This is a genomic window from Nannocystis sp. RBIL2 (assembly GCF_026626745.1).
In the GTDB taxonomy this organism is placed as follows: Bacteria; Myxococcota_A; Polyangia; order Nannocystales; family Nannocystaceae; genus Nannocystis.
The window spans coordinates 3,840,728-3,860,931 of sequence record NZ_JAPNJW010000001.1; the positions used below are offsets into that span (position 1 = coordinate 3,840,728).

Sequence of the window (20,204 nt, forward strand, 5' to 3'; positions counted from 1 at the left end):
CTTCCGACTGTGTAAGGATGGCCCGCTGCCCCGCGTTTTCGGGGCGAGCGCCGGGCGAGACCACTCCCACCCCAGGGACGTTCCCCGCCCCGCCGGAGCCACCATGCCGCACGCGCGACGCCTCCTCTGTTCGACCCTGTCCCTCGCGCTCGTCACCGCCTGCAACCCGCCGGCGCCAGCCGCCACCGAGGGCCCGGTCGGGCCCGGAGGTACCCCCGTCGCCCCTGCAGACCCCAAGGGCGAGGCCGTCGCCGAGCTGACCAACTTCTCCGGTCCGGTCGGCGCGCGCACCGAGGACCTGCCCGAAGGGACATTCCTCGGCCCCGGCGCCAAGCTGCGCGCCGGCCAGGTCCTCGTCGTTCCGCGCGGCACCATCGTCGAGCTCCGCCTCAGCGGCGGCACCGTGCTGCGGATCAACGAGGACACCCGCCTCACCCTCCCCGACGCGCCCGACGCCCGCGCCCTCGACCTCGACCGCGGCGAGCTCGTCGCCATCGTCGCCGCCGGTCAACCTCCGCTGGCCCTGCGCGCCGGCGCCGACACCTTCGACGTCTCGACCGGCGAGGCCCGCGTCCTCGCCCGCGGCGACCGCCGCAGCTACGACGTGGTCTATGGGTCAGCCCGCCTGCGCACCGCCGGCCAGGACGTCCCGCTCGGCCCCGGCGCCCACGTCGACACCCCGCTCGCCCCGCAGCAGCCGGCCCAGCCCGAGGTCAGCCTGCGCCCGCTCGAGGACACCGCCTGGTCGCGCGCCTTCGAGGTCGCCGCGCGCATGGCCGACGCAGTGCCCGCCGGCGTCGGCAGCTTGACCGCCCGCCGCGCCGGCAGCCAGACCGAGCTCTACAAGCTCGCGCTCGTCGATCAGAAAGTTCATGTGGCGATCTCCGGCCGGATCGCGCGCACGGAGATCGAGCAGACCTTCTACAACGAGGCCGCGGAGGTGCTCGAGGGCACGTACCGCTTCCCGCTGCCGGCCGACGCCTCGATCTCCGGCTTGCAGTTGCTGGTCGGCAACACGTGGATGAACGCCGAGATGCTGGAGAAGGAGCGCGCCCGCCAGATCTTCAAGCAGATCGTCGACGCCACCATCCCGCGCGACCCGGCCCTGCTCGAGTGGGAGCGCGGCAACATCTTCAAGCTCAAGATCTTCCCGATCCCCGGCCGCGGCGAGCGCAAGATCCGTCTCAGCTACACGCAGGTGCTGCCAGTCGTGGGCGACGACCTGCGCTACCGCTACCCGATGACCGGGGCCAGCAGCGGCGCCAGCGGCACCGAGATCGAGAACTTCGAGTTCGCCATCGAGGTCGACAAGTCGGAGCTGCCGGCCCGCGGCGAGCTCGTCACGCCGATGGCCGCGCTGCAGCGGCGCGACCTCGGCGACCGCGTCGAGCTGGCCACCAAGTCGCAGCGGTTCCGCCCGGTCCACGACCTCGGCGTCGACATCCCGCTGCCCGAGGGCGAGCGCCGCGTCCACACCGAGACCCACCTCGACCGCGACGGCCAGGCTTACTTCATGCTGGCCTTCAAGCCAGACCTGAAGCTCACGGCCGGCGACCGCCCGCGCCACTTCGCCTTCGTCCTCGACCGCAGCCACAGCACCACCCCTGACCTGTGGACCGTCGCGCGCAGCCTCGTGCAGTCGACCGCCGCCACTCTCGGCGCCAATGACCGCATCACCGTGCTCGCCTGCGACGCCGCCTGCGACGTCGCCCCCGGCGGCCTCGGCCCCGCCTCGGGCGCCCACCTCGCCGGGGTCGAGCGCTTCCTCGACGGCCAGCTGCTCGCCGGCGCCAGCGACATCGGCGGCATGATGCGCGCCGCGGCCACCGCTCTCGGCACCGATGCAGCTGACCCGAAGGCCAGCCAGGCCGAGCGGATCATCGTCTACCTCGGCGACGGCAGCCCCAGCGCCGGCGCCCTCGCCCCCGACGAGCTGCTCCGCGACGTCGAGCGCCCGCTGGCCGGCACGCGCGTCCAGGCCGTCGCCCTCGGCGCCCGCTCCGACCTCACCGTCCTGTCGGCGCTGGCGCGCAAGACCGGCGGCGACCTCCTGCGCGCCGACGCCAAGGACGACCTCCGCGGCCTCGCGCGCGAGCTCGGCCTGCGCGCCGCCCTCCCGGTCGCCCGCAACGTCGACATCAGCCTGCCGCAGGGCATGGTCTACGCCCACCCCGAGCAGCTCGCCGGCGTCCGCCCCGGCGAGACCATCACCCTCGTCGGCAAGCTCAGCCAGCCCGTCCACGGTCCGCTGACGATCCAGGCCACCGGTCCCGACGGACAGGTCGTTTCGGACAGGATCCAGGTCGACCTCGAGGCCGTCCCGGGCCCCGACGCCTCGCGCCGGGCCCACCTCCCGCGCACCTGGGCGCGCGAGGAGATCGAGGCGCTCACCGCCGGCCGCGGCCACGCCGCGCGCTCCGAGATCATCGAGCTCTCGCGCCAGTACACCGTGCTCTCGCGCTACACCGCGCTGCTCGTGCTCGAGAACGACGCCATGTACCGCGAGTTCAACGTCGTGCGTCAGTCGGGCCGCACCACCGGCTGGACCGGCAAGATCGAGCCCGGCACGGTCGACGCCAAGGGCACCGTCGCCCCGTCCGGCGGCGTGCCGGTGACCACCGCCCCGGCCCCCGTGCAACCTGTCCCCAAGGACATGGCCGCCGGCGCCGAGGCCCGGCCCGCCGAGGCCCCGTCCCCCGACCCGGCCCCGCCGCCGGCGCCGATGGCCGACGCCGCGAGCAGCACTCGCCTCAACAAGGGCAAGAACGCCGAGGACGACCTCTTCGACAGCCTGGCGAACGAGCAGCTGCGCGACGAGAGCCGCCGCGCCCGCGGCGAGACCGAGGCCGCCCCGGCCGCCGAGCCCGAGGCGCCGATCGACCTTGAGGAGGCCCCTCCCGCGGAGAAGGCCGCCACGACCGCCCCGTCCTCGCCCCCTGCGCCTGCCCCGGCCAAGAAAGAGGCCGCCAAGACCAAGGCGGACATCGCCGAGAGCTGGGACGGCGACATCGGCGGCAGCGGCAGCGGCAGCGGCTACGGCCGTGGCCCGCGCCCGCGCCACCCCACACCTGTCTGGAAGGTCAGCCCGGCCACCGCGCCCACCGCCGCCACCACCGCCAAGCTCGACGCTCTGCGCCGGGCCGTCGACGCCGACCCGACCAGCCGCTCCGCCCACCGCAAGCTGGTCCAGGCGGCCATCCGCGCCGGCGCCACCGACAGCTTCACCTACGCCCGCGCCTGGGCCGAGTCCGACCCCGACCACGCGCCCGCGCTGATGGCCGTCGCCGATCTCCTCGCCGCCCGCTCCGACCCCGCCGCCCCGCGCGCCTACGCCTCCGCCGCCGAGGTCAAGCCGTTCGACAAGGCCCTCCACCTCCAGCTCGCCCAGGGCTTCGCCAGCAAGGGCGACCTCGCCCGCAGCTGCGCCCACCGCCGCGCCCTCGTCAGCATCGACCCCGCGCGCGCCGGCTACCGCGTCGACCTCGCGCGCTGCCTCTCGGGACAGGGCCAAACAGACATGGCCCGAGAGACACTCTCCGCCGCGCCCGCGCGCTCGGCCGACATCACCAGGGCCCTGCGCGACCTCGACCTCGGCACGCTGCGGCCGCGGCCCCTGGACCTCCCCGGCGGCGGCGACCTGCGCGCCAGCCTCGTGTTCACCGGCGCCGGCGACGTCGACATCGCCGTCGTCGACGCCAGCGGCCGCCGCCTGAGCGCCCTCCGCCCCGACGACGTCCTCGTCGCCGAGACCGCCAACGTCGAGGAGCTGATCTACCGCACCGTCCGCAAGACCCTGGCGATCGAGGTCTCGCGGATCTCCGGCCAGGGCGCGGTGACCGGACAGCTGACCCTGCGCACCCCCACAGTCACGCGCACCTACCCCTTCACCCTCGACCAGGGCAGCTTGCGCCTCGCCACCGTCGGCTACAGTCTCAACTACGGCCACGCGTACTACTACAGGTGACGCACGACCCGCCCCTCCGCCGACCTACCGACGTGCCCGCTCGCCTCGCCACCGTCCTCCTCCTCGCCGCCGGCCTCGTCGGCTGCAAGACCGCCGGCCGCGCCGGCACCACCGAGCCGGCCGTCGTGCTCGATCCCGAGGGTTCCGCACCGACCGCGATCGGCGACCTGCCGATCTTGCGGCAGAAGGCGGCGATGGGCCTCGTCGACGTCGTCCGCGCCGAGCTCGCGCCGCGGCTCGCGGAGGCGCCCGGGGCCGGTCCCGACCCCGGCCGTGACGCCCTGCGCGCCCTCGCCATCGAGCTCGCCCTGCGGCAGGACGACCAGCCCGCCGCGCTCAAGCAGCTGCAGCTCCTCGCCCGCGACCTCGACCGCCTCGGGCCGGGCGCCAGCGGGGCCGAGCGGGCCCGCTGGCACATCCTGCACGGCGCCCTGCTGAGCGCGCAGCAGCGCTACGCCGAGGCTCGCGGGCAGAACCTCGAGGCGCTGGCCGCCATCGACCTCAAGCACGAGCCCGGGCTCGCCGGCGACGCCTTCCGCGGCCTCGCGCGCGAGCAGCTCCGCCTCGGCCAGCCCGACAAGGCGCTCGAGTCGGTGCGCCGCGCCATGGCTGTCCACAAGGACAGCCTCGCCCTGTTCGACGACGGCGTGCTCGCGGTCGACATCCTGCTCGCCGCCGACCAGCCCATCGAGGCGGTGATCACCGCCGGCAAGCTCTACGACGACGCGATCGCCAACGTCGGCCCCTCGACCCTCGCCCACGCCGAGGCCCTGGCCGCCGCCGCCTCGGCCACCTTCGCCACCGGCGACCTCGAGGCAGCCATCACCTTTCTCACCGACGCGCGCAAGATCTGGGGCGAGCTCCAGGCCGCCCGCAGCGACCCCAGCCTGCCCCTCAGCGCGCACCTCGAGCGCCGCCTCGGCGAGCTCGAGGTCGTCACCCAGCGCGCCTCCGCCAACTCCGCGCCGGCCGCGAAGTAGCCGCAGCGCCCGCGACGGCACCGCCGCGATCGGCTGCGGAAATACATGTCCCCGAGGACAGCTCTGGTGGACGGCCCCGAGCTCGATGCTCGTTCGTCTTCACATCGCCTGTCCCCGAGGACAGGCGATTCCGGCCGAGCTCGCCGCCTCACCTGGCCCGGGGGACAGCTCGTGGCGCGCCATTTTGACCCGGGGCGTGGCCGCGCCGATCGGGCTTTTTGGACAGGCGTATAACAACCAGAGGCGGTGACCGAGGTCACTCGCGCCTCTGCGACGACGTGACGCTTTCGCGACGAATTGGGCCGTACGTGGCCGACGTCGCGGGAATAAAACCCAACCGTGGATCCTGGCCCTCAGGGGATCCCCCGACGAAGGTGCGCTTCGGTCGTGGACTTGAGCCGAAGGGCGCGGGCGGGTACCTTGCCGCGAACCATGTCCGGAACCACCCGCCACGCAAGCATCGACCTCGAGGCTCCGCGGACTGGGCTTCTCGCCTTCCTCCGCGACTTCCACAACAAGACGATCTTGTTCCGCGCCGGTGACTGGATCTTCGTCACCTACGGGATGATCGCCGGCTTCGCGTTCCTCGTCGGCGTGTCGACGGCGACCTGGTACATGGGCATGGTCGGGGCCGACACGGCGCAGACGGCCGCGTTCTACCTGTTCTTCGCCATCCCCTCGATCCTCATGGTCTCGCGCCTGACGAGCATCCTGCTCGAGTGGCGCGAGCTGTTCCGCAAGCCGCTGCAGACGCTGCTCAAGCCGGGCTACATGCTGCACGGCGGCATCTTCGGCGGCATGATGGCGTTCGCCGGCTACTCGCTGTTCACCAACATCAGCCTGCTCGCCCTGCTCGACGCCGCCGGCTTCTGCATGCCGCTGGGCGAGGCCATCTGCCGGCTCGGCTGCTACGTCTACGGCTGCTGCTGGGGCCGCCCGACCGACAGCCGGTTCGGCGTCGCCTACACCAGCCCGCACTCCAAGGTGGTGCGCTTCCGTCCCGACCTGCAGGGCGTGAAGATCCACCCCACGCAGCTCTACGCGCTGACGGCCCACCTGATCCAGTTCACGATCTTCTACGCGCTGCTGCCGTTCAAGGTGTTCGACGGCATGTTCGCCGCGCTGTACCTCATCACCCACCCGATCATCCGCTTCGCGCTCGAGCGGTTCCGCCAGGACGATCGCGGCCAGGTCGGCCGCTGGACGCACACCAACATCTACAGCCTGATGATGATCGGCTTCGGCCTGCTGGTCCTGCTGTTCGGCCTCGCCAGCGACGCCAGCAACCTGCCGATCAACCTCCAGCTGCGCTACGTCCACGTCATCGGCAACACCTCGTCGATCGCCTACTTCCTCTTCATCTTCCTCGCGGCCTGCGCAGCCTTCGGCGTCCACTACAAGTCGGTGGGCTCGTGGCTGAGCAAGCCCTCGGGCGGGGTGAAGGTCGACATCAACGAGATGGGCCTCGGCGCCAACGACCGCGATCGCTGACCCGCCCCCGTGAAAATCCCTCACGGCCCGCACCCGCAAGGGGCGGGCCGTCGTCGTTTCTGCGGGCATCCCCCACCTTTGTCGGCGGCCCGGGCGAACGCGCGCACTTGCCCTGCGGACGCTCGCGGGACACCCTCGAAGTGTGCGCCCGTCGACCCGTACGGCTCGCCTGCATCGCGCGGCGTCTCCATCCGACGAGCCGGCCCGTGCTCCAGAGCTCGCGCCTGACCGATCCGCGGTTGCGGCGAAGCGAGGCATTCCGGCGGCCGGGGCCTGGCCCGTCGGCCCGACCGCGATCATGCCCCGATCGCGCTCCGCGATCGCCTCTGCTCCAGGTCCGACCTGTAGGGCCGCGTGCGAGCCCGCTCTGCCACCTGTTCGTTCGACCATGTCCTTGGGGACCCTCAGCATCGCCGCCGTCTGCACGCTGCTCGCCGCGTGTCGCGAGCCGGTCGGCGGTGGTCCCCCCGAAGCCCTCGCGGAGGCCTGCACGATCACCGAGCCGACGCGCGTCGTCGCCGCCCCGCCCGGCTTCGTCGCCGACCCCGAGGCCTGGTACGGCCTGCACGTCCTCGGCGACCACGTCCTCTTCACCTTCGACCGCTTCGACGCCCCCGACCGCGTCTACTGGCGCTTCGATCGCTGCACCGGCGAGCTCGCCCCCTACCCCGCGCTCGCGCCCGGCCTGCACAACCCGCACGCCATCACCACCGCCGACGGGCTCGTCGTCTACGCCAACGACGCCATCGGCAGGCCGTACATCCTCGGCCCTCTCGACGGCGCGGACGATCACGAGGCGCGGCCCGTGCCGGGCCTGCCCGAGAGCCTCGACGGTGGTGCCTTCGGGGGCGTGAATCCGGCGCCGTTCGAACTCTTCGACGAGCCACACCCCAGCGAGCGCGGCGCCTACGCGGCCGGCATCGGCGGCGCCACCACCACCTGGTACCGCCACGACGGCGACCCCGACGTCCCCGCCGTCGCGCTCGGCGAGTTCGTCCTGTTCCGCGGCGTCGCCGGCGAGTTCGGGCAGTACCACGTCCTGTACGACGACGGCGAGCTGCACCGTCTCGACGTCCGCACCGGCGACAGCGAGCTCCTCCTCGCCGGCGTCCGTCACTTCCAGCCGCTCGCCCAGCACAACAAGATCGCCTGGCAGGAGCTCGGCGACGACCTCGCCGAGACGATCTACGTCCACGACTTCGCGACCGGCGACGACCTCCCGATCGCAGTCAACGACTTCGCGCAGCAGTCGTGGCTGCGCGACCCGGAGCAGGGCGACCTCGGCACCCTCCGCGTCAGCCCCAGCGGCGACCTCGCCGCGCAGCTGGGCCTGGATCGCGTCCTCGCCAAGGTCGTGCGCACCACCGACGCCGAGACCTTCGCCATCCCCGAGCACCTCAGGTTCATCGGCTTCGCCGGCGAGCAGATCGTCCTCCTCACCGAGGACGTCGCCGAGCGTGTCCTGGTGCTGTGGGACCCGGTCGGCGGCGGCGTGCGCGAGTGGTACCGCGGCGCGAAGGTCACCGTCGCCCTGCGCCGCGTCGACGGCGACCAGGCCGAGTACTACCAGGCCGATCCCGGCGACTCCGCCACCGGCACGCTCTGGCGCGTCGATCTGGGCAGCGGCGAGCGCGAGCGGCTCCTCGTGCGCACCACCTGGAACCCGCTCGAGCTCGCCGACGGCCGCTACTTCATCGCCTTCGACCGCCAGATCCTCCTCGGCCCGCCGCTGTCCGGCTCGGCCTTCGCCGCCGAGTCCACGCGCGACCTCAAGCTCGTCGATCCCGGCGACAGCCTCTACACCGCGATCGCCGACGACGTCACCGCCTACGCGCTCGTCCCCGACGAGGGCCTCGTCTACCTCGCCCCGCAGGGCCCCGCCCCGGGCGTGTGGGTGCATCCGCTGCCGCTGAAGTAACCCGAATCACCTGTCCCCAAGGCCATGTCTCTTCGACCCGCTCACCTCGCCGCCCTGTCGCTGCTGCTCGCGGCGTGCAGCGAGGACGCGGTCGCGCCGGAGAGCTTCGCCTCGGCCTGCCCCCTGCACGAGCCGGTGCGCCTGGCCGCCCCGCCCGACGGCTGGCAGCCCGGGTCCGCGCGCGTCTACCCGTTCAAGCAGCTCGGCGATCGCCTGCTCTACAGCTTCGACAACGCCGGCGACCCCGACCCCGGCTACTGGCTGGTCCACCGCTGCGGCGGCCCGCCCAGGCGCTTCACCACCTTCACCCCCGGCACCATCCTGCCCTTCGCGCTCGAGACCGCCGAGGGCACCCTCGTCTACGCGGTCGACCGCGAGGGCCGCCACGTCGTGCTCGACCGCCTCGACGTGCCCGGCTTCGACGTCCCGCGCCCCGTGGGCGGCCTGCCCGGCTACGACATCCCCGGCGGCAGCTCGCACGAGGCCGGCTACGCCCTGTTCGCCAGCGTCAATCGCCCCACCGGCGACGCGCGGCAGGCCGCCGGCGTCGAAGGCGGCTCCGCAGTCGTCCACACCCACGACGGCGACCCAGACGCGCCCGCGCTGCACCTCGGCGACCACGTCGTCAGCCTCGCCCAGCACGGCAGCTCCGTGTTCGTCCTCGACGACGACGGCGCCCTGCGCAAGGTCGATCCGTTCACTCGCGAGAGCGAGCCGCTGCAGGCCGGCGTCCGCTACTTCACCCTCGCCGCCGACGGCCGGCACCTGATCTGGCAGGCCATCGGCGACGACGACGTCGAGCCCGTTTATCTGCGCGACCTCGAGGCCAGCGCGCGCCTCGCCGTCGCCGACTTCGGCGTCGATCGCGAGATCGCGGTCAACGACTTCGCCGCCCGCTCGTGGAACCGCATGCCCGCCCACGGCCTCGCCGTCGGCCGCTGGACCTGGACCGAGGGCAGCGCCGCGGCCGCGCTCGTCGGCCCCGACGACACCTTCGTCACCGCGGTGCGCACCGACACCGGCGAGTCGCTGGCGATCCCCGAGCACCGCCAGCAGCGCGGCGCGCTCGGCGACGACTTCGTCCTCGTCATGCCCGACACGAACAACCTCGTGCTCGCCCTGTGGAGCCCCGACGGCGGCGACGTACGCGTGTGGTATCGCGGCCCGGCCGACGCCACGGTCGAGGCGCGCGCGCGCGTCGGCGACGAGCTCGAGTACTTCCTCGGCGAGCCGACCGACGAGACCACCGGCAGCCTCCTGCGCGTCGACCTGCGCACCGGCGAGCTCACCCAGCGGGCCCCGCGGATCGGCCGCGACTACCTCCAGCTCGACGCCCGCCGCTACTTCACCGCAGTCCGCGCCGAGCCGGTGCAGGCCGGCGCCGAGATCAAGTGGACCTACGACCTGCTGGTGTTCGACGCCGACTCTCGCGTCTACACTACCATCGCCGAGCGCGTCGACGATTTTGTGCATGTCCCCGACCAGGGCGTCCTCTACCTCGACAGCCGCGGCGACGAGCCCGGCCTGTGGGCCGCGCCCCTGACCTCGCGCTGACATGTCTATCCGGTCATGTCCCTGAAAACATGTTCTCTTAAACATCTTATTCTCGCCGCGGCCCTGCTCGCCTGCGGCCCGGACGACGACGCCGGCCCCGCGGCGACCTGTCCCCTCGACCAGGTCACTCGCATGGCCGCCCCGCCGCGCGGCTGGCAGCCCGGGTTCGACCGCTGGCTCTCGCTGCAGACCTTCGGCGACCACATCTTCTATCGCTTCGATCCGCGCACCGATCCCACGCCGACGTACTGGATGATCGACCGCTGCGGCGGCGAGCCGGAGCGGTTCACGCCCGCGACCGCGCGCATGACTCGCTTCACCGGGCTCGAGACCGACGAGGGCTGGCTGCTCTACGCCCAGGACGGCGACCGACACGTCATCCTCGACCGCCTCGACGTGCCCGGCTTCGAGGCCCCGCGCCCCGTGCCCGGCCTGCCTGCCGGGAAGTTCATCGCCAGCGCCAGCGCGCTCGGCATGTACTTCTCCAGCCTCCCCGAGGCGCCGAACAACCTCACCGGCGTCGCCGGCATCGGCGCCCGGGCGTACGCGATCTACCTGCACCACGGCGACCCCGACGTGCCCGTCGTCCAGCTCGGCGTCCGGATCGTCACCTTCCAGAGCGCCGGCGACCGCCTCTTCATGCTCGACGACGACGGCGACCTGCGCGACGTCGACCCCGGCACCGGCGCGTCCGAGCTCGTGCTCGCCGGGGTCCGCCGCTTCACCGTCAGCGACGCCGCCCGCCGGCTGATCTGGCAGCAGCTCGGCGACGACGTCAGCGAGCCGATCTTCCTCCGCGACCTCGACACCGGCGAGGACCGGCAGATCGCGGTCAACGACTTCACCGCCCTGTCGTGGAACCGCCCCGGCGACCGGGACACGCCCGGCACCGGCACCTGGGCGTTCGCCGCGGAAGGCGCCTACGCGGCCCTCTACGGCCCCGCCCACGCCCTCGTGGCCGTCGTCCGCACCGCTGACGGCGTGGCGATCGAGCCGCCCGCCGGCGTCCGCCTGCGCGGCACCCTCGGCCGCGGCTTCGCCCTCAGTCGTGACCACGACGACGAGACCGCGTGGCTCCGCTGGGACCCCGCGACCGACGCCCTACACGAGTGGTACCGCGGCCCCGTGGGCGGGTCGCTGCAGTTGTTCGCCGTCGCCGACGACTCCGTCGACTACATCGACATCGACGAGGGCGGCTTCTCCGGCGTGCTCTGGCGCGCCGACCACCGCACCGGCGAGGCCACGATGCTGATCCCGCGGGTCGGCGTCAGCACCCTCGTCCTCGAGGACGGCCGCTACCTCACGGCCCTCCCGTCGCGCGCGTACTCCCCCTTCGACCTCGTCGTCTTCGACCCCGACACCGGGCGCTACACCACCGTCGCCGCCGACGTCGACGACTTCCGTTACTTCCCCGACCAGGGCCTCCTCTATCTCGGCGGCGACGACGGCCCCGGCCTGTGGGCCGCCCCGATCCCGCCCAGGTGAGCTCTCAAAAGGACATGTCCCATAGAACATGTCTTGAAGGTCATGTCTTATCAGCCGTGTTCTATCGGACATCCATCGCTGTTGCTTGGCTCGTCCTCTCCGTCGCCTGTCAGCCCGACGACTCGGCTTCGCTCTGCCCGCTGACCGGCCCGGTGCGCCTGGCCGCGCCGCCGGACGGTTGGCTCTTCGACACCGCCGCGGAGCCGCGGATCTCCGGCTCCTTGGACGGCCTGGTCTTCTACACCTACGACGGGCGCGAACCGGTGCAGCACTGGCAGGTCGAAGTTTGCGGCGGCGAGCCGCAGCTGCTCCCGGGCCCGAGGCCCTATCTCCGGCAGCTCACCAAGCTGCGGCTCCCCAGCGGCGAGGTCACCTACTACCTCGACGAGCTGACGCAGAAGGTCCTCGTCGACCGCGACGACCTCGACGAGCCCCGCGCGCTCGCCGGTCTTTCGCCGGGCGACTACCGGGCCCGGTTCTGGGCCGACCGCATGGTGCTCGCCCGCCAGCAGACCCCCGGCTACAGTCACAACTACGCCGCCGGCCTCGGTGGCTCCACCCACGCCCTCTATGCCCACGACGGCGCACCGGAGCACCCGGCAGTGTTCCTCGCCGACGAGGTCGCGCTGTTCGACCCGAACGTCCCCGACCTGCTCGCCCTGCGCGACGACGGCGAGCTGCTGCGGTTCGACGGCGGCACCGGCGAGGCCACCACGCTCCTCGACGCCGCGCGCAACTTCCACGCGTCCGCGCCGTACCTGATCTGGCAGGAGATGGGCGACGACATCGCCGAGCCGATCTATCTCCGCAACCTCGACACGGGCGACGAGCGACTACTGCTAGTCAACGACTTCTGCCAGCGCTCGTGGAGCCGCGACCCCGAGTTCCCCGGGGTCAACGCCGGCCGGTGGCGCTTCGACCCCGAGGCCGGGCTCGCCGCCCTCGTCGGGCCCGGTGAGACGCTCGTCGCCATGCACCGCCTCGCCGACGGCGCCGCGCTCGAGGTCCCCGCGCACGACAAGTGGGAGCGCTGGGACGACGGCGTCGTCCTCTTGCAGACGCACGAGCCCGGCGCGCGCGTGACCTTCACGCTCTGGGACCCCGTCGGCGGCGCCGAGCACGTGTGGTACCGCGGCCCTGTCGCCGACGAGCCGGCCTTCTTCGAGTACGACGGCGAAGGCGTCGACTACTTCGTGTTCGGGGTCCCCGAGCGCAAGCTCGGCAGCATGTGGCGCTACGACATCGCCAGCGGCCAGCACGCCGAGGTCCTGCCGCGCATGACGTACTTCCACTCCCGGCTCGACGACGGCCGCTACATGGTCGAGTTCCCGCGCCCGGACGACCACGACGGCCTGGTCGACCTCGTCGTCATCGACCGCGACACCCGCAGCTACACCACCCTCGCCGAGCGCGTTTACTCGCCCTGGCCCGTGCGCACCGACGAGGACCCGCTCGCCTACGCCTGGCTGGACCTCCTCGGCCCGCAGCCGGGCCTGTGGATGACGCCATTGCCGCCGAAGTGACGGTGCGCCCGCGCGCCGTGCGCGACCTCGCTCCCTGCGGGGCTGGCGGTGATGCGTCACCTCTGCTACCTCCCCGCGGGCAGTGAACGAGCTAGCCGCCGAAGTCGCCCGTCGTCGGACCTTTGCGATCATCAGCCACCCGGACGCCGGCAAGACCACGCTGACCGAGAAGCTCCTGCTGTACTCGGGGGCGATCCAGCTGGCCGGCGCGGTGCGGGCCAAGAAGGCCGGGCGGGCCACCACCTCCGACTGGATGGAGATGGAGCGCGAGCGCGGGATCTCCGTCACCACCTCGGTGATGAGCTTCGAGTACCCGCACCCCGAGCTGCCGCCCACCGCGCCGCCGGTGCAGGTCAACCTGCTCGATACGCCAGGTCACGCCGACTTCGGCGAGGACACCTACCGCGTGCTCACGGCCGTCGACGCCGCGCTGATGGTGATCGACGGCGCCAAGGGCGTCGAGGAGCGGACCGAGAAGCTGATCGAGATCTGCCGCCTGCGCGACACCCCGGTCGTCACCTTCATCAACAAGCTCGACCGCGAGTGCCTCGACCCGCTCGATCTGATGAACGACGTCGAGAAGAAGCTCGGCATGACCTGCGTCCCGCTGACCTGGCCGATCGGCATGGGCAAGCGCTTCAAGGGCGTCTACGACCTGATCCACAACCGCCTGCACCTGTTCCAGGCCCAGGGCCACGACAAGATCCAGCAGGGCATCCTGGTCGAGGGTCTGCACGACCCGCGGCTCGACGAGCTGCTCGGCGACCAGGTCGAGGAGCTGCGCCAGGCCGCCGAGCTGCTCGGCGAGGCCAGCGCCCCGCTCGACCACGCCGCCTTCCTGGCCGGCAAGCAGACCCCGCTGCTGTTCGGCTCGGCCATGAACAACTTCGGCGTCCGCGAGCTGCTCGAGGCCTACATCCGCCTCGCGCCCGGCCCGCTGGCGCGCGAGGCCATCACCGGCGCCGCCGCCACGACCGCGCCCGCGCCCGGCGAGCCCGTCCCCACGCGCACGGTCGAGCCCACCGAGGAGGCCTTCACCGGCTTCGTGTTCAAGATCCAGGCGAACATGGACCCGAACCACCGCGACCGCATGGCCTTCCTGCGCGTCTGCTCCGGCGTGTTCGAGCGCGGCATGCGGGCCCATCACTGCCGCCTCGGCCGCGAGGTCGGCCTCGGCAACGCGACCATGTTCATGGCCCGCGACCGCGAGATCGTCGAGGCCGCCTACGCCGGCGACATCATCGGCCTGCCCAACCACGGCACCATCAAGATCGGCGACACCTTCACCGCCGGCGAGCAGCTCCGCTTCACCGGGATCCCCAGCTTCGCCCCCGAGCTGTTCCGCCGCGTCCTGCTCAAGAGCCCGCTCAAGGCCAAGGCGCTGGCCAAGGGCCTGCACCAGCTCGCCGAGGAGGGCGCGATCCAGGTGTTCAAGCCGCTCGTCGGCAGCCTGTTCATCGTCGGCGCCGTCGGTCAGCTCCAGCTCGAGGTGATGAAGCACCGCCTCAAGAGCGAGTACGACGTCGACGCCGACTACGAGAGCATCGAGTACACCACCGCCCGCTGGATCACGCCGAAGCCGACCACGAAGAGCAGGATCGAGGTGCAGAAGATGCTCGAGGGCTTCCAGCAGAAGAACCAGGGCAACCTCGCGCACGACAGCCACGGCGACCTGGCCTACCTCGCGCCCAACAAGTGGAACCTGGCCAAGGTCGAGGAGCGCTTCCCCGACCTCCGCTTCAGCTCTACCCGCGAGCACACCTGAGCCGGCCGCCGCATCGCCGGGCCGACGCGTGTGCCGTCGTCGGCTTCCGCCCGCCGCCGCATGAAAGTACGAGGGGGACCCTCGGTCCTCCGGTCCGAGCGAGAGTCACCCTCGATCGCCGCGCGACTCCGAACAGGTGACGGCGAGCACGGTCTCACCGTCTGCGCGGACTCCACGACCCCCTCGCGGTAGACTCGCCCGCGTGCCTGCTCGCGCCCCGAGTTTGCCCGGCCTCGTCGTCGCCGCCGCGCTGAGCTCCGCCTGTGCCCCGACGATCACCGAGCAGGTCGCGCGCGGCGAGTGGCACCGCGCCTGTCGTCGGGCCGACAGCGCCAAGGAGCAAGCCGAGCTCGAGCGGGCGATGTGGTCCGAGCTCGCGGCCGGGGTGACGCTCGACCTCCAGGTGTTCGACCGCCCCGCCCTCGCGCGCGAGCTCGGCGTGCCGGTCGAGGGCACGCTGGCCGCTCGCGTGCTGCCGGTCCGCTTCGCCGGCGAGCTCGTGTCGCCGAGGCTGCAGCAGACCCGGGTCGACCTGGTCTACATCAGCGACGGCGACCGCCTGCAATTCGGCCCGCCCGCCGGCGTCGACACCCGCCAGCACGGCGAGAGCGAGCGCAGGCTGTACACCGGCCCGTTCGACGAAGGGCTCAGCGATCTCGGCATCGCCGCGCTGCTGCTCGCGCCCACGGGCGAGCCCGGCTCCCCCGACGCCCTGAAGCCGCGGCTCGTCGACGGCATCCCGCTCCCGCTGAGCGGCGGCGACAAGGTCGGCAAGCTGCGCCAGCGCTGGCACCGCGAAGCGGTCGAGCGCGCCGATCGAGAGCGCTACGCGTGGGAGGAGGCGCGCGCGAAGGCCATGCGCAGCGACCCGATCTACGGGCCGGCCGCCGCCCTCATCGAGCAGCGCCTGACCAGCGGACAATGGTCGCTGCTCCTGCCCGCCAACGGGCCGCTGAAATCGGTCCTGCGCGTGCGGCTCCGGGGCACCCTCGTCGATGCAGGCGACGCGTGCCTCGTCTGGGTCGAAACCTCGATCCCCCTCCCCGGCTCCGGCGACCTGTCCGCCCGCGTCGACGCGCTGTTCGGAGCCGGCCCGCGCCGGCTGGCAGAGCTGACGTGGCGGCCCTAGGTCGGACGCGGGCTCGCCCCGGCAACGGCTGTCCCCGAGGCCATGTCATTCGCCGCGCGGCGGCCCACGGCGCACGCCCGGCGACGGGCTCGGCGTGCGGATTGAACCTGTCCCTTCAGACATTTCACGATGCGACCGGCCACGTCCGTGTCGCGCGCTCCATCGCGTACGGCTGAGCCACGCGTCCCGCCCCCGTCGCTTCAGACATCTCCCAGGTGACGCGCATCCCGATCCGCGAGCACGTCCGCGCGCGGCGCGGCTGGCACGCGCGCGCAATCAACTGTCCTCGAGGACAGCTCGAAGCGTTCGGCCTCGAGCCGCGGACCTCTGTCCGCCCGCACCACCGCGAGCGATCGCGCCCCGACGATCGTCACGGTCCTCACGGTGACCCGGTGATCCGCCGGGCCCCTCGCGGTCGCTCATGGGGGCCATGCCCGTGCAGCCCGGGATCGACGGGGACGCCAGCACCATCTGCGCCGACCTGATGTCGGCGCGCTCGCAGCCCGAGCCGACCGCCGAGTCCGGCGGCGAGTCCGCGCTGAGCACCGAGGCCGCGGCCGAGGGCAACGGCGGCGCACGCCGCGTCCGCGGCCCCGCGGCCGGCGACGAGATCGGCGACTTCACGCTGCAGCGCCGACTCGGCGAGGGCGGCATGGGCGTCGTGTTCGCCGCGTGGAGCCACAAGCTGGCCCGCCGCGTGGCCATCAAGATCCCGACCCGCAGCCTCGACGAGGTCGTGCGCGCCCGCATCGTCCGCGAGGCCCAGAGCCTGGCCCAGGTCGACCACCCCAACGTGGTCCGCGTGTACGAGATCGGCGAGGAGGGCGAGAACCTCTTCATCGCCATGGAGCTGGTGGAGGGCGTCACCCTCCGCAAGTGGCTGTCGGAGGCGCCGCGCGGCTGGCGGGAGATCGTGCAGATGTACCTGCAGGCCGGCCACGGCCTGGCGGCGGCGCACCACCAGGGGCTGCTGCACCGCGACTTCAAGCCGAGCAACATCCTCGTCGACGGCGAGGGCCGCGTGCGCCTGATCGACTTCGGCCTCGCGCGCATGCGCGACTCCAGCCGCGACATCGCCGCCACCGTCGACGGCGACGAGCCCTCGGGCCCCGAGTTCGTGCTCACCAGCCGCGCCGGCACGCCGCGCTACATGGCGCCCGAGCTGTACGACACCGGCGCGACCGTCGACGCGCGCAGCGACCAGTACTCGTTCTGCGTCGCGCTGTGGGAGGCCCTCTACGGCGAGCTGCCCGACTGGCGCCGCTCCGCGCCGCACTCCCGCGCGGTGCCGGCGTGGCTGCTCGCGGCCCTGCGCCGCGGCCTCGCGCTCGACCGCGGCGACCGCTTCCCCAGCATGGACGAGCTGCTGGCCGAGCTGACCGCCGGCCTGCAGCCGCGCCGCCGCCGCCCGCTCGCGGTCGTCGCCCTCGCCGCGGTGGTCGGCGCCGGCGCCGGGGCGGCCCTCCAGAGCAGCGGCGACGCCGACGCCTGCGCCGACCCGGCCGCCCTCGTCGACGCCGTGTGGCCGGCCGAGCAGCGCGCGGCCCTGCGCTCGGCTGGCGATTCGGGCATGTCCCTCGAGACATGGTTCTCGGAACATGTCCTGAAGTGGGCCGAGGCCAGCGCCCAGGCCTGCCGCGCCGGCGCGCGCTGGGACGAGGCGGCCCGCGCCCGCGCCCGGTCCTGCCTCGACGAGCGCGAGCAAGCGCTGCGCGCGGTCGCCGGCGCGCTGGCGGGGCCCGCCCGCGAGCCTTCCGGCGGCGCCGGCCTCGTCGTGGACAGCGCCGGGCGCGGCTGGGACGGCCGCCTGGCCCTGTGGGACCGCGCGCTCCCGCCGGCCTCCGACTGCGTCGACCCGCGCCGCCTGGCTTTCACCGTCGAGCCGCCTGTCCATTTCGACCTGTCGGAAATGACATGGCTCGAAGAACAGCTTCAATCGGGCGCCGCGCTCGCGCTCGCGGGCGACGCGGCGGCCGCGGCCGCGCGGCTGTACCCCGCTCGCGCCCGCGCCGAGCAGGTCGGCGACCGCTGGCGCCAGGCCCGGGCCGACCTCGCGCTCGGCGTGGCCGCCATGCACGTCGGCGACGAGGCCGGCGCCCGCCGCCGCTTCGAGGCCGCGGCCAGCGACGCCGGCGCCGTCGGCGACGATTTCCTGGTCGCCGACGCCTGGCGCTGGCTGGTGTTCGTCGACGCCGCCCGCGACCCCGACCCCGAGCACGCGCTGCTGCTGCTGCCGCACGCCGAGAGCACGCTGTACCGGATCGGTCAGGCCAGCGGCGCGCGCATGGTCGACCTGCAGCTGTCGGCGGCGTGGGCCGAGCTGCGCCGCGGTGACCTCGACGCGGCCCACGCCCGCCTCGCGCGCGCGCTGCAGCACGGCCAGTTCGACGAGGCGCTGGCCGCACGGATCTTGCGTCACCACGCGGAGCAGGCCCACCAGCGCGAGCAGCACCTGCCGGCCGTCGATCTGGCCCGCCAGGCGCTGAGCTTGCAGCTCCGCCGCGAAGGCCCCGACTCGCGCGCAGTCGCCGACACCCGCCAGAGCCTGGCCCGCTACCAGCTCGCCGCCGGCCAGTACGCCGAGGCCGAGGCCAACCTGCGCGCCGCGCTGACCGTCGCCGCCGACGACCCCGACGCGCGCGAGCGCGCCAGCCTCGAGCTCGACCTCGCAGTCGTCCACTACACCCGCGGCGACGTCGCAGCCGCCCGCACCGCCGCCGAGCGCGCCGCCGCCTCCTTCGCCGACGTCGCCGATCCCACCGCCGGTCGGTCCGACCGGATCGCCCTCGCCAAGCTGCGCGGCGACCTGTCCCTCGGGACAGACGATCACGCCGCCCTGCGCGGCTACGAGGCCGGCCTCGCGCTCGTCGCCGCCGGCCCCGCGCTGCCGGAGACCCGCGACAACGCCGTCGCCATGCGCGTCGGGGTCGCGGCCGCGCGCCAGAACCTCGGCGACTTGCCCGGCGCCGCCGACGCGATCGGGCGCGCGCTCGCCGAGCTCGGCGGCGTCTCGCCCGCCGTCGCCGCCTACGCCTGGGGCACCGCTGCCGAGCTCGATCTCGTGCGCGGTCACAGGCGCGAGGCCGAGGCGCACTGCCGCCGCGCGCTCGCGCTGCTGCCTGACGACGACGCCACTGCTCGCGAGCTGCGCCAGCTGCTCGTACGGATCCGAGCCTCCGGCCCCGTCCGCCGGAAATAACGCCGGCGACGTCGGATCTGCATGATCCGATCGACCTCGTCGCGCCACCCATATGCGCCGATGTCGACCCGAATGACCCTCGTCCGCAGCCCCCGTCCGCTGATCGCGTCGTTCGTGCCCGTGACGCTGCCGGACGGCCTCCTCACCGTCCGCTACGGCACGAGCGGCAGCCTCCCGGTGTTCGAGTGCGTCGGCCAGCGCGTGAGCGGCGGCCGCATCAACCTGTCCCCAGAGACATGGATCGCCTGGCAGGACCGCGGCATCGACCTCGTGATCGAGCCCGGCGCGCCGAGCCCGGCCCGCACCGTCCGCGTCACCGCGACCAGCGGGCGCAGCCTGCTGAGCACCGCTGGCGACCCGGTCCCGCTGGTGGCCACGGCGCGGCTCGCCGCCCGCCTCCTGTTCGATGGCGACGCCGGCATGAGCTTCAAGATCGCGCTCGACGGCCTCGGCGCCGTCGAGATCGACCTCGGCGACATCAGCAGCCAGATCCGTCCGCCGCCGCCCAAGCTGCCGCCCGACTGGCCGAAACCCAACTGATGTGGCCTAACTGAAGCGGCCGAACTGACGCGGCCGACCTGTCTCAAACGCCACGTCTTGACGGCCGCCCGGCGCGCGGCTATTCGCGAGGGCGATGCCCCGCCGCGCCCTCCGCGTCGTCCTCTGGCTCCTCGGTGTGTTCGTGATCGTCGTTACCTGCGGCTCGAACATGCCGCGGGAGCACATCGCCATGGAGACGGTGGTGCTGCCGGCCGCGCCCGAGGCCGTGTACGCGGCGGTGCGTGACGTCGAGTCGCAGCCGAGCTGGCGCTCCGACCTCAAGCGCGTCGAGATCTTGCCTGACAAGGGCGACCGCCGGGTCTACCGCGAGATCGGCGACGACGGCGCGACGACCTTCGAGGTCACCCAGGACGTGGCGAACGAGCGCCTCGTCAACGAGATAGCCGACCCCGGCCGCGCCTTCACCGGCCACTGGGTGTTCCAGTTCGCCCCCGCCGAGGGCGGCGGCACGCGCCTCACCCTCACCGAGGTCGGCGACGTGCCGAACCCCGCGCTGCGCTTCCTCGCCGCCACGATCTTCGGCTGGGAGGGCTCGACGAAGCGCTACCTCGCCGACCTCCAGGCCCACCTCGCCAAATCCTGAGACCAAGTCCCGAGGCGCGCTCACGCCAGCGCGACCTCGCCGACCTGCCGCC

The 20,204-nt window shown here is 73.1% G+C and carries 12 protein-coding genes; all 12 read left to right on the forward strand.

Annotation, left to right across the window (positions count from 1 at the left end; translation table 11 throughout):
• Positions 1 to 103 precede the first annotated feature (103 nt).
• The 12 genes from OV090_RS15035 to OV090_RS15090 all read left to right on the forward strand — a co-directional run bounded on the left by OV090_RS15035 (position 104) and on the right by OV090_RS15090 (position 20,152).
• Positions 104 to 3,964 (forward strand): VIT domain-containing protein, encoded by a 3,861-nt coding sequence (locus OV090_RS15035; protein WP_267704322.1) that lies wholly within the window; start codon positions 104 to 106, stop codon positions 3,962 to 3,964.
• Positions 3,965 to 3,996: 32 nt separating this feature from the next.
• Positions 3,997 to 4,944, forward strand: a complete 948-nt coding sequence (locus OV090_RS15040; protein ID WP_267704323.1) for a tetratricopeptide repeat protein — start codon at positions 3,997 to 3,999, stop codon at positions 4,942 to 4,944.
• Positions 4,945 to 5,376: 432 nt separating this feature from the next.
• Positions 5,377 to 6,435 (forward strand): prolipoprotein diacylglyceryl transferase family protein, encoded by a 1,059-nt coding sequence (locus OV090_RS15045; RefSeq protein WP_267704324.1) that lies wholly within the window; start codon positions 5,377 to 5,379, stop codon positions 6,433 to 6,435.
• 388 nt (positions 6,436 to 6,823) lie between these two features.
• On the forward strand, positions 6,824 to 8,353 hold the full coding sequence (locus OV090_RS15050; protein WP_267704325.1) for a hypothetical protein: 1,530 nt from the start codon (positions 6,824 to 6,826) through the stop codon (positions 8,351 to 8,353).
• Positions 8,354 to 8,377: 24 nt separating this feature from the next.
• Positions 8,378 to 9,907, forward strand: coding sequence for a hypothetical protein (locus OV090_RS15055; protein WP_267704326.1), 1,530 nt, complete (start codon positions 8,378 to 8,380; stop codon positions 9,905 to 9,907).
• 15 nt (positions 9,908 to 9,922) lie between these two features.
• Positions 9,923 to 11,392 carry a hypothetical protein gene (locus OV090_RS15060; protein ID WP_267704327.1) on the forward strand — a complete coding sequence of 490 codons (1,470 nt, stop codon included), beginning with the start codon at positions 9,923 to 9,925 and terminating at the stop codon, positions 11,390 to 11,392.
• A gap of 56 nt (positions 11,393 to 11,448) precedes the next feature.
• Positions 11,449 to 12,915, forward strand: a complete 1,467-nt coding sequence (locus OV090_RS15065) for a hypothetical protein (RefSeq protein WP_267704328.1) — start codon at positions 11,449 to 11,451, stop codon at positions 12,913 to 12,915.
• A gap of 82 nt (positions 12,916 to 12,997) precedes the next feature.
• On the forward strand, positions 12,998 to 14,680 hold the full coding sequence (locus OV090_RS15070) for a peptide chain release factor 3 (protein WP_267704329.1): 1,683 nt from the start codon (positions 12,998 to 13,000) through the stop codon (positions 14,678 to 14,680).
• 202 nt (positions 14,681 to 14,882) lie between these two features.
• Positions 14,883 to 15,809, forward strand: a complete 927-nt coding sequence (locus OV090_RS15075; protein WP_267704330.1) for a hypothetical protein — start codon at positions 14,883 to 14,885, stop codon at positions 15,807 to 15,809.
• 430 nt (positions 15,810 to 16,239) lie between these two features.
• Entirely contained in the window at positions 16,240 to 19,008 is a 2,769-nt protein-coding gene (locus OV090_RS15080) for a serine/threonine-protein kinase (protein ID WP_267704331.1), read from the forward strand.
• 60 nt (positions 19,009 to 19,068) lie between these two features.
• Positions 19,069 to 19,548: a hypothetical protein gene (locus tag OV090_RS15085; protein ID WP_267704332.1), complete on the forward strand. Its 480-nt coding sequence runs from the start codon at positions 19,069 to 19,071 to the stop codon at positions 19,546 to 19,548.
• Positions 19,549 to 19,642: 94 nt separating this feature from the next.
• Complete coding sequence (locus tag OV090_RS15090) at positions 19,643 to 20,152, forward strand: SRPBCC family protein (protein ID WP_267704333.1); 510 nt, start codon at positions 19,643 to 19,645, stop codon at positions 20,150 to 20,152.
• Positions 20,153 to 20,204 lie beyond the last annotated feature (52 nt).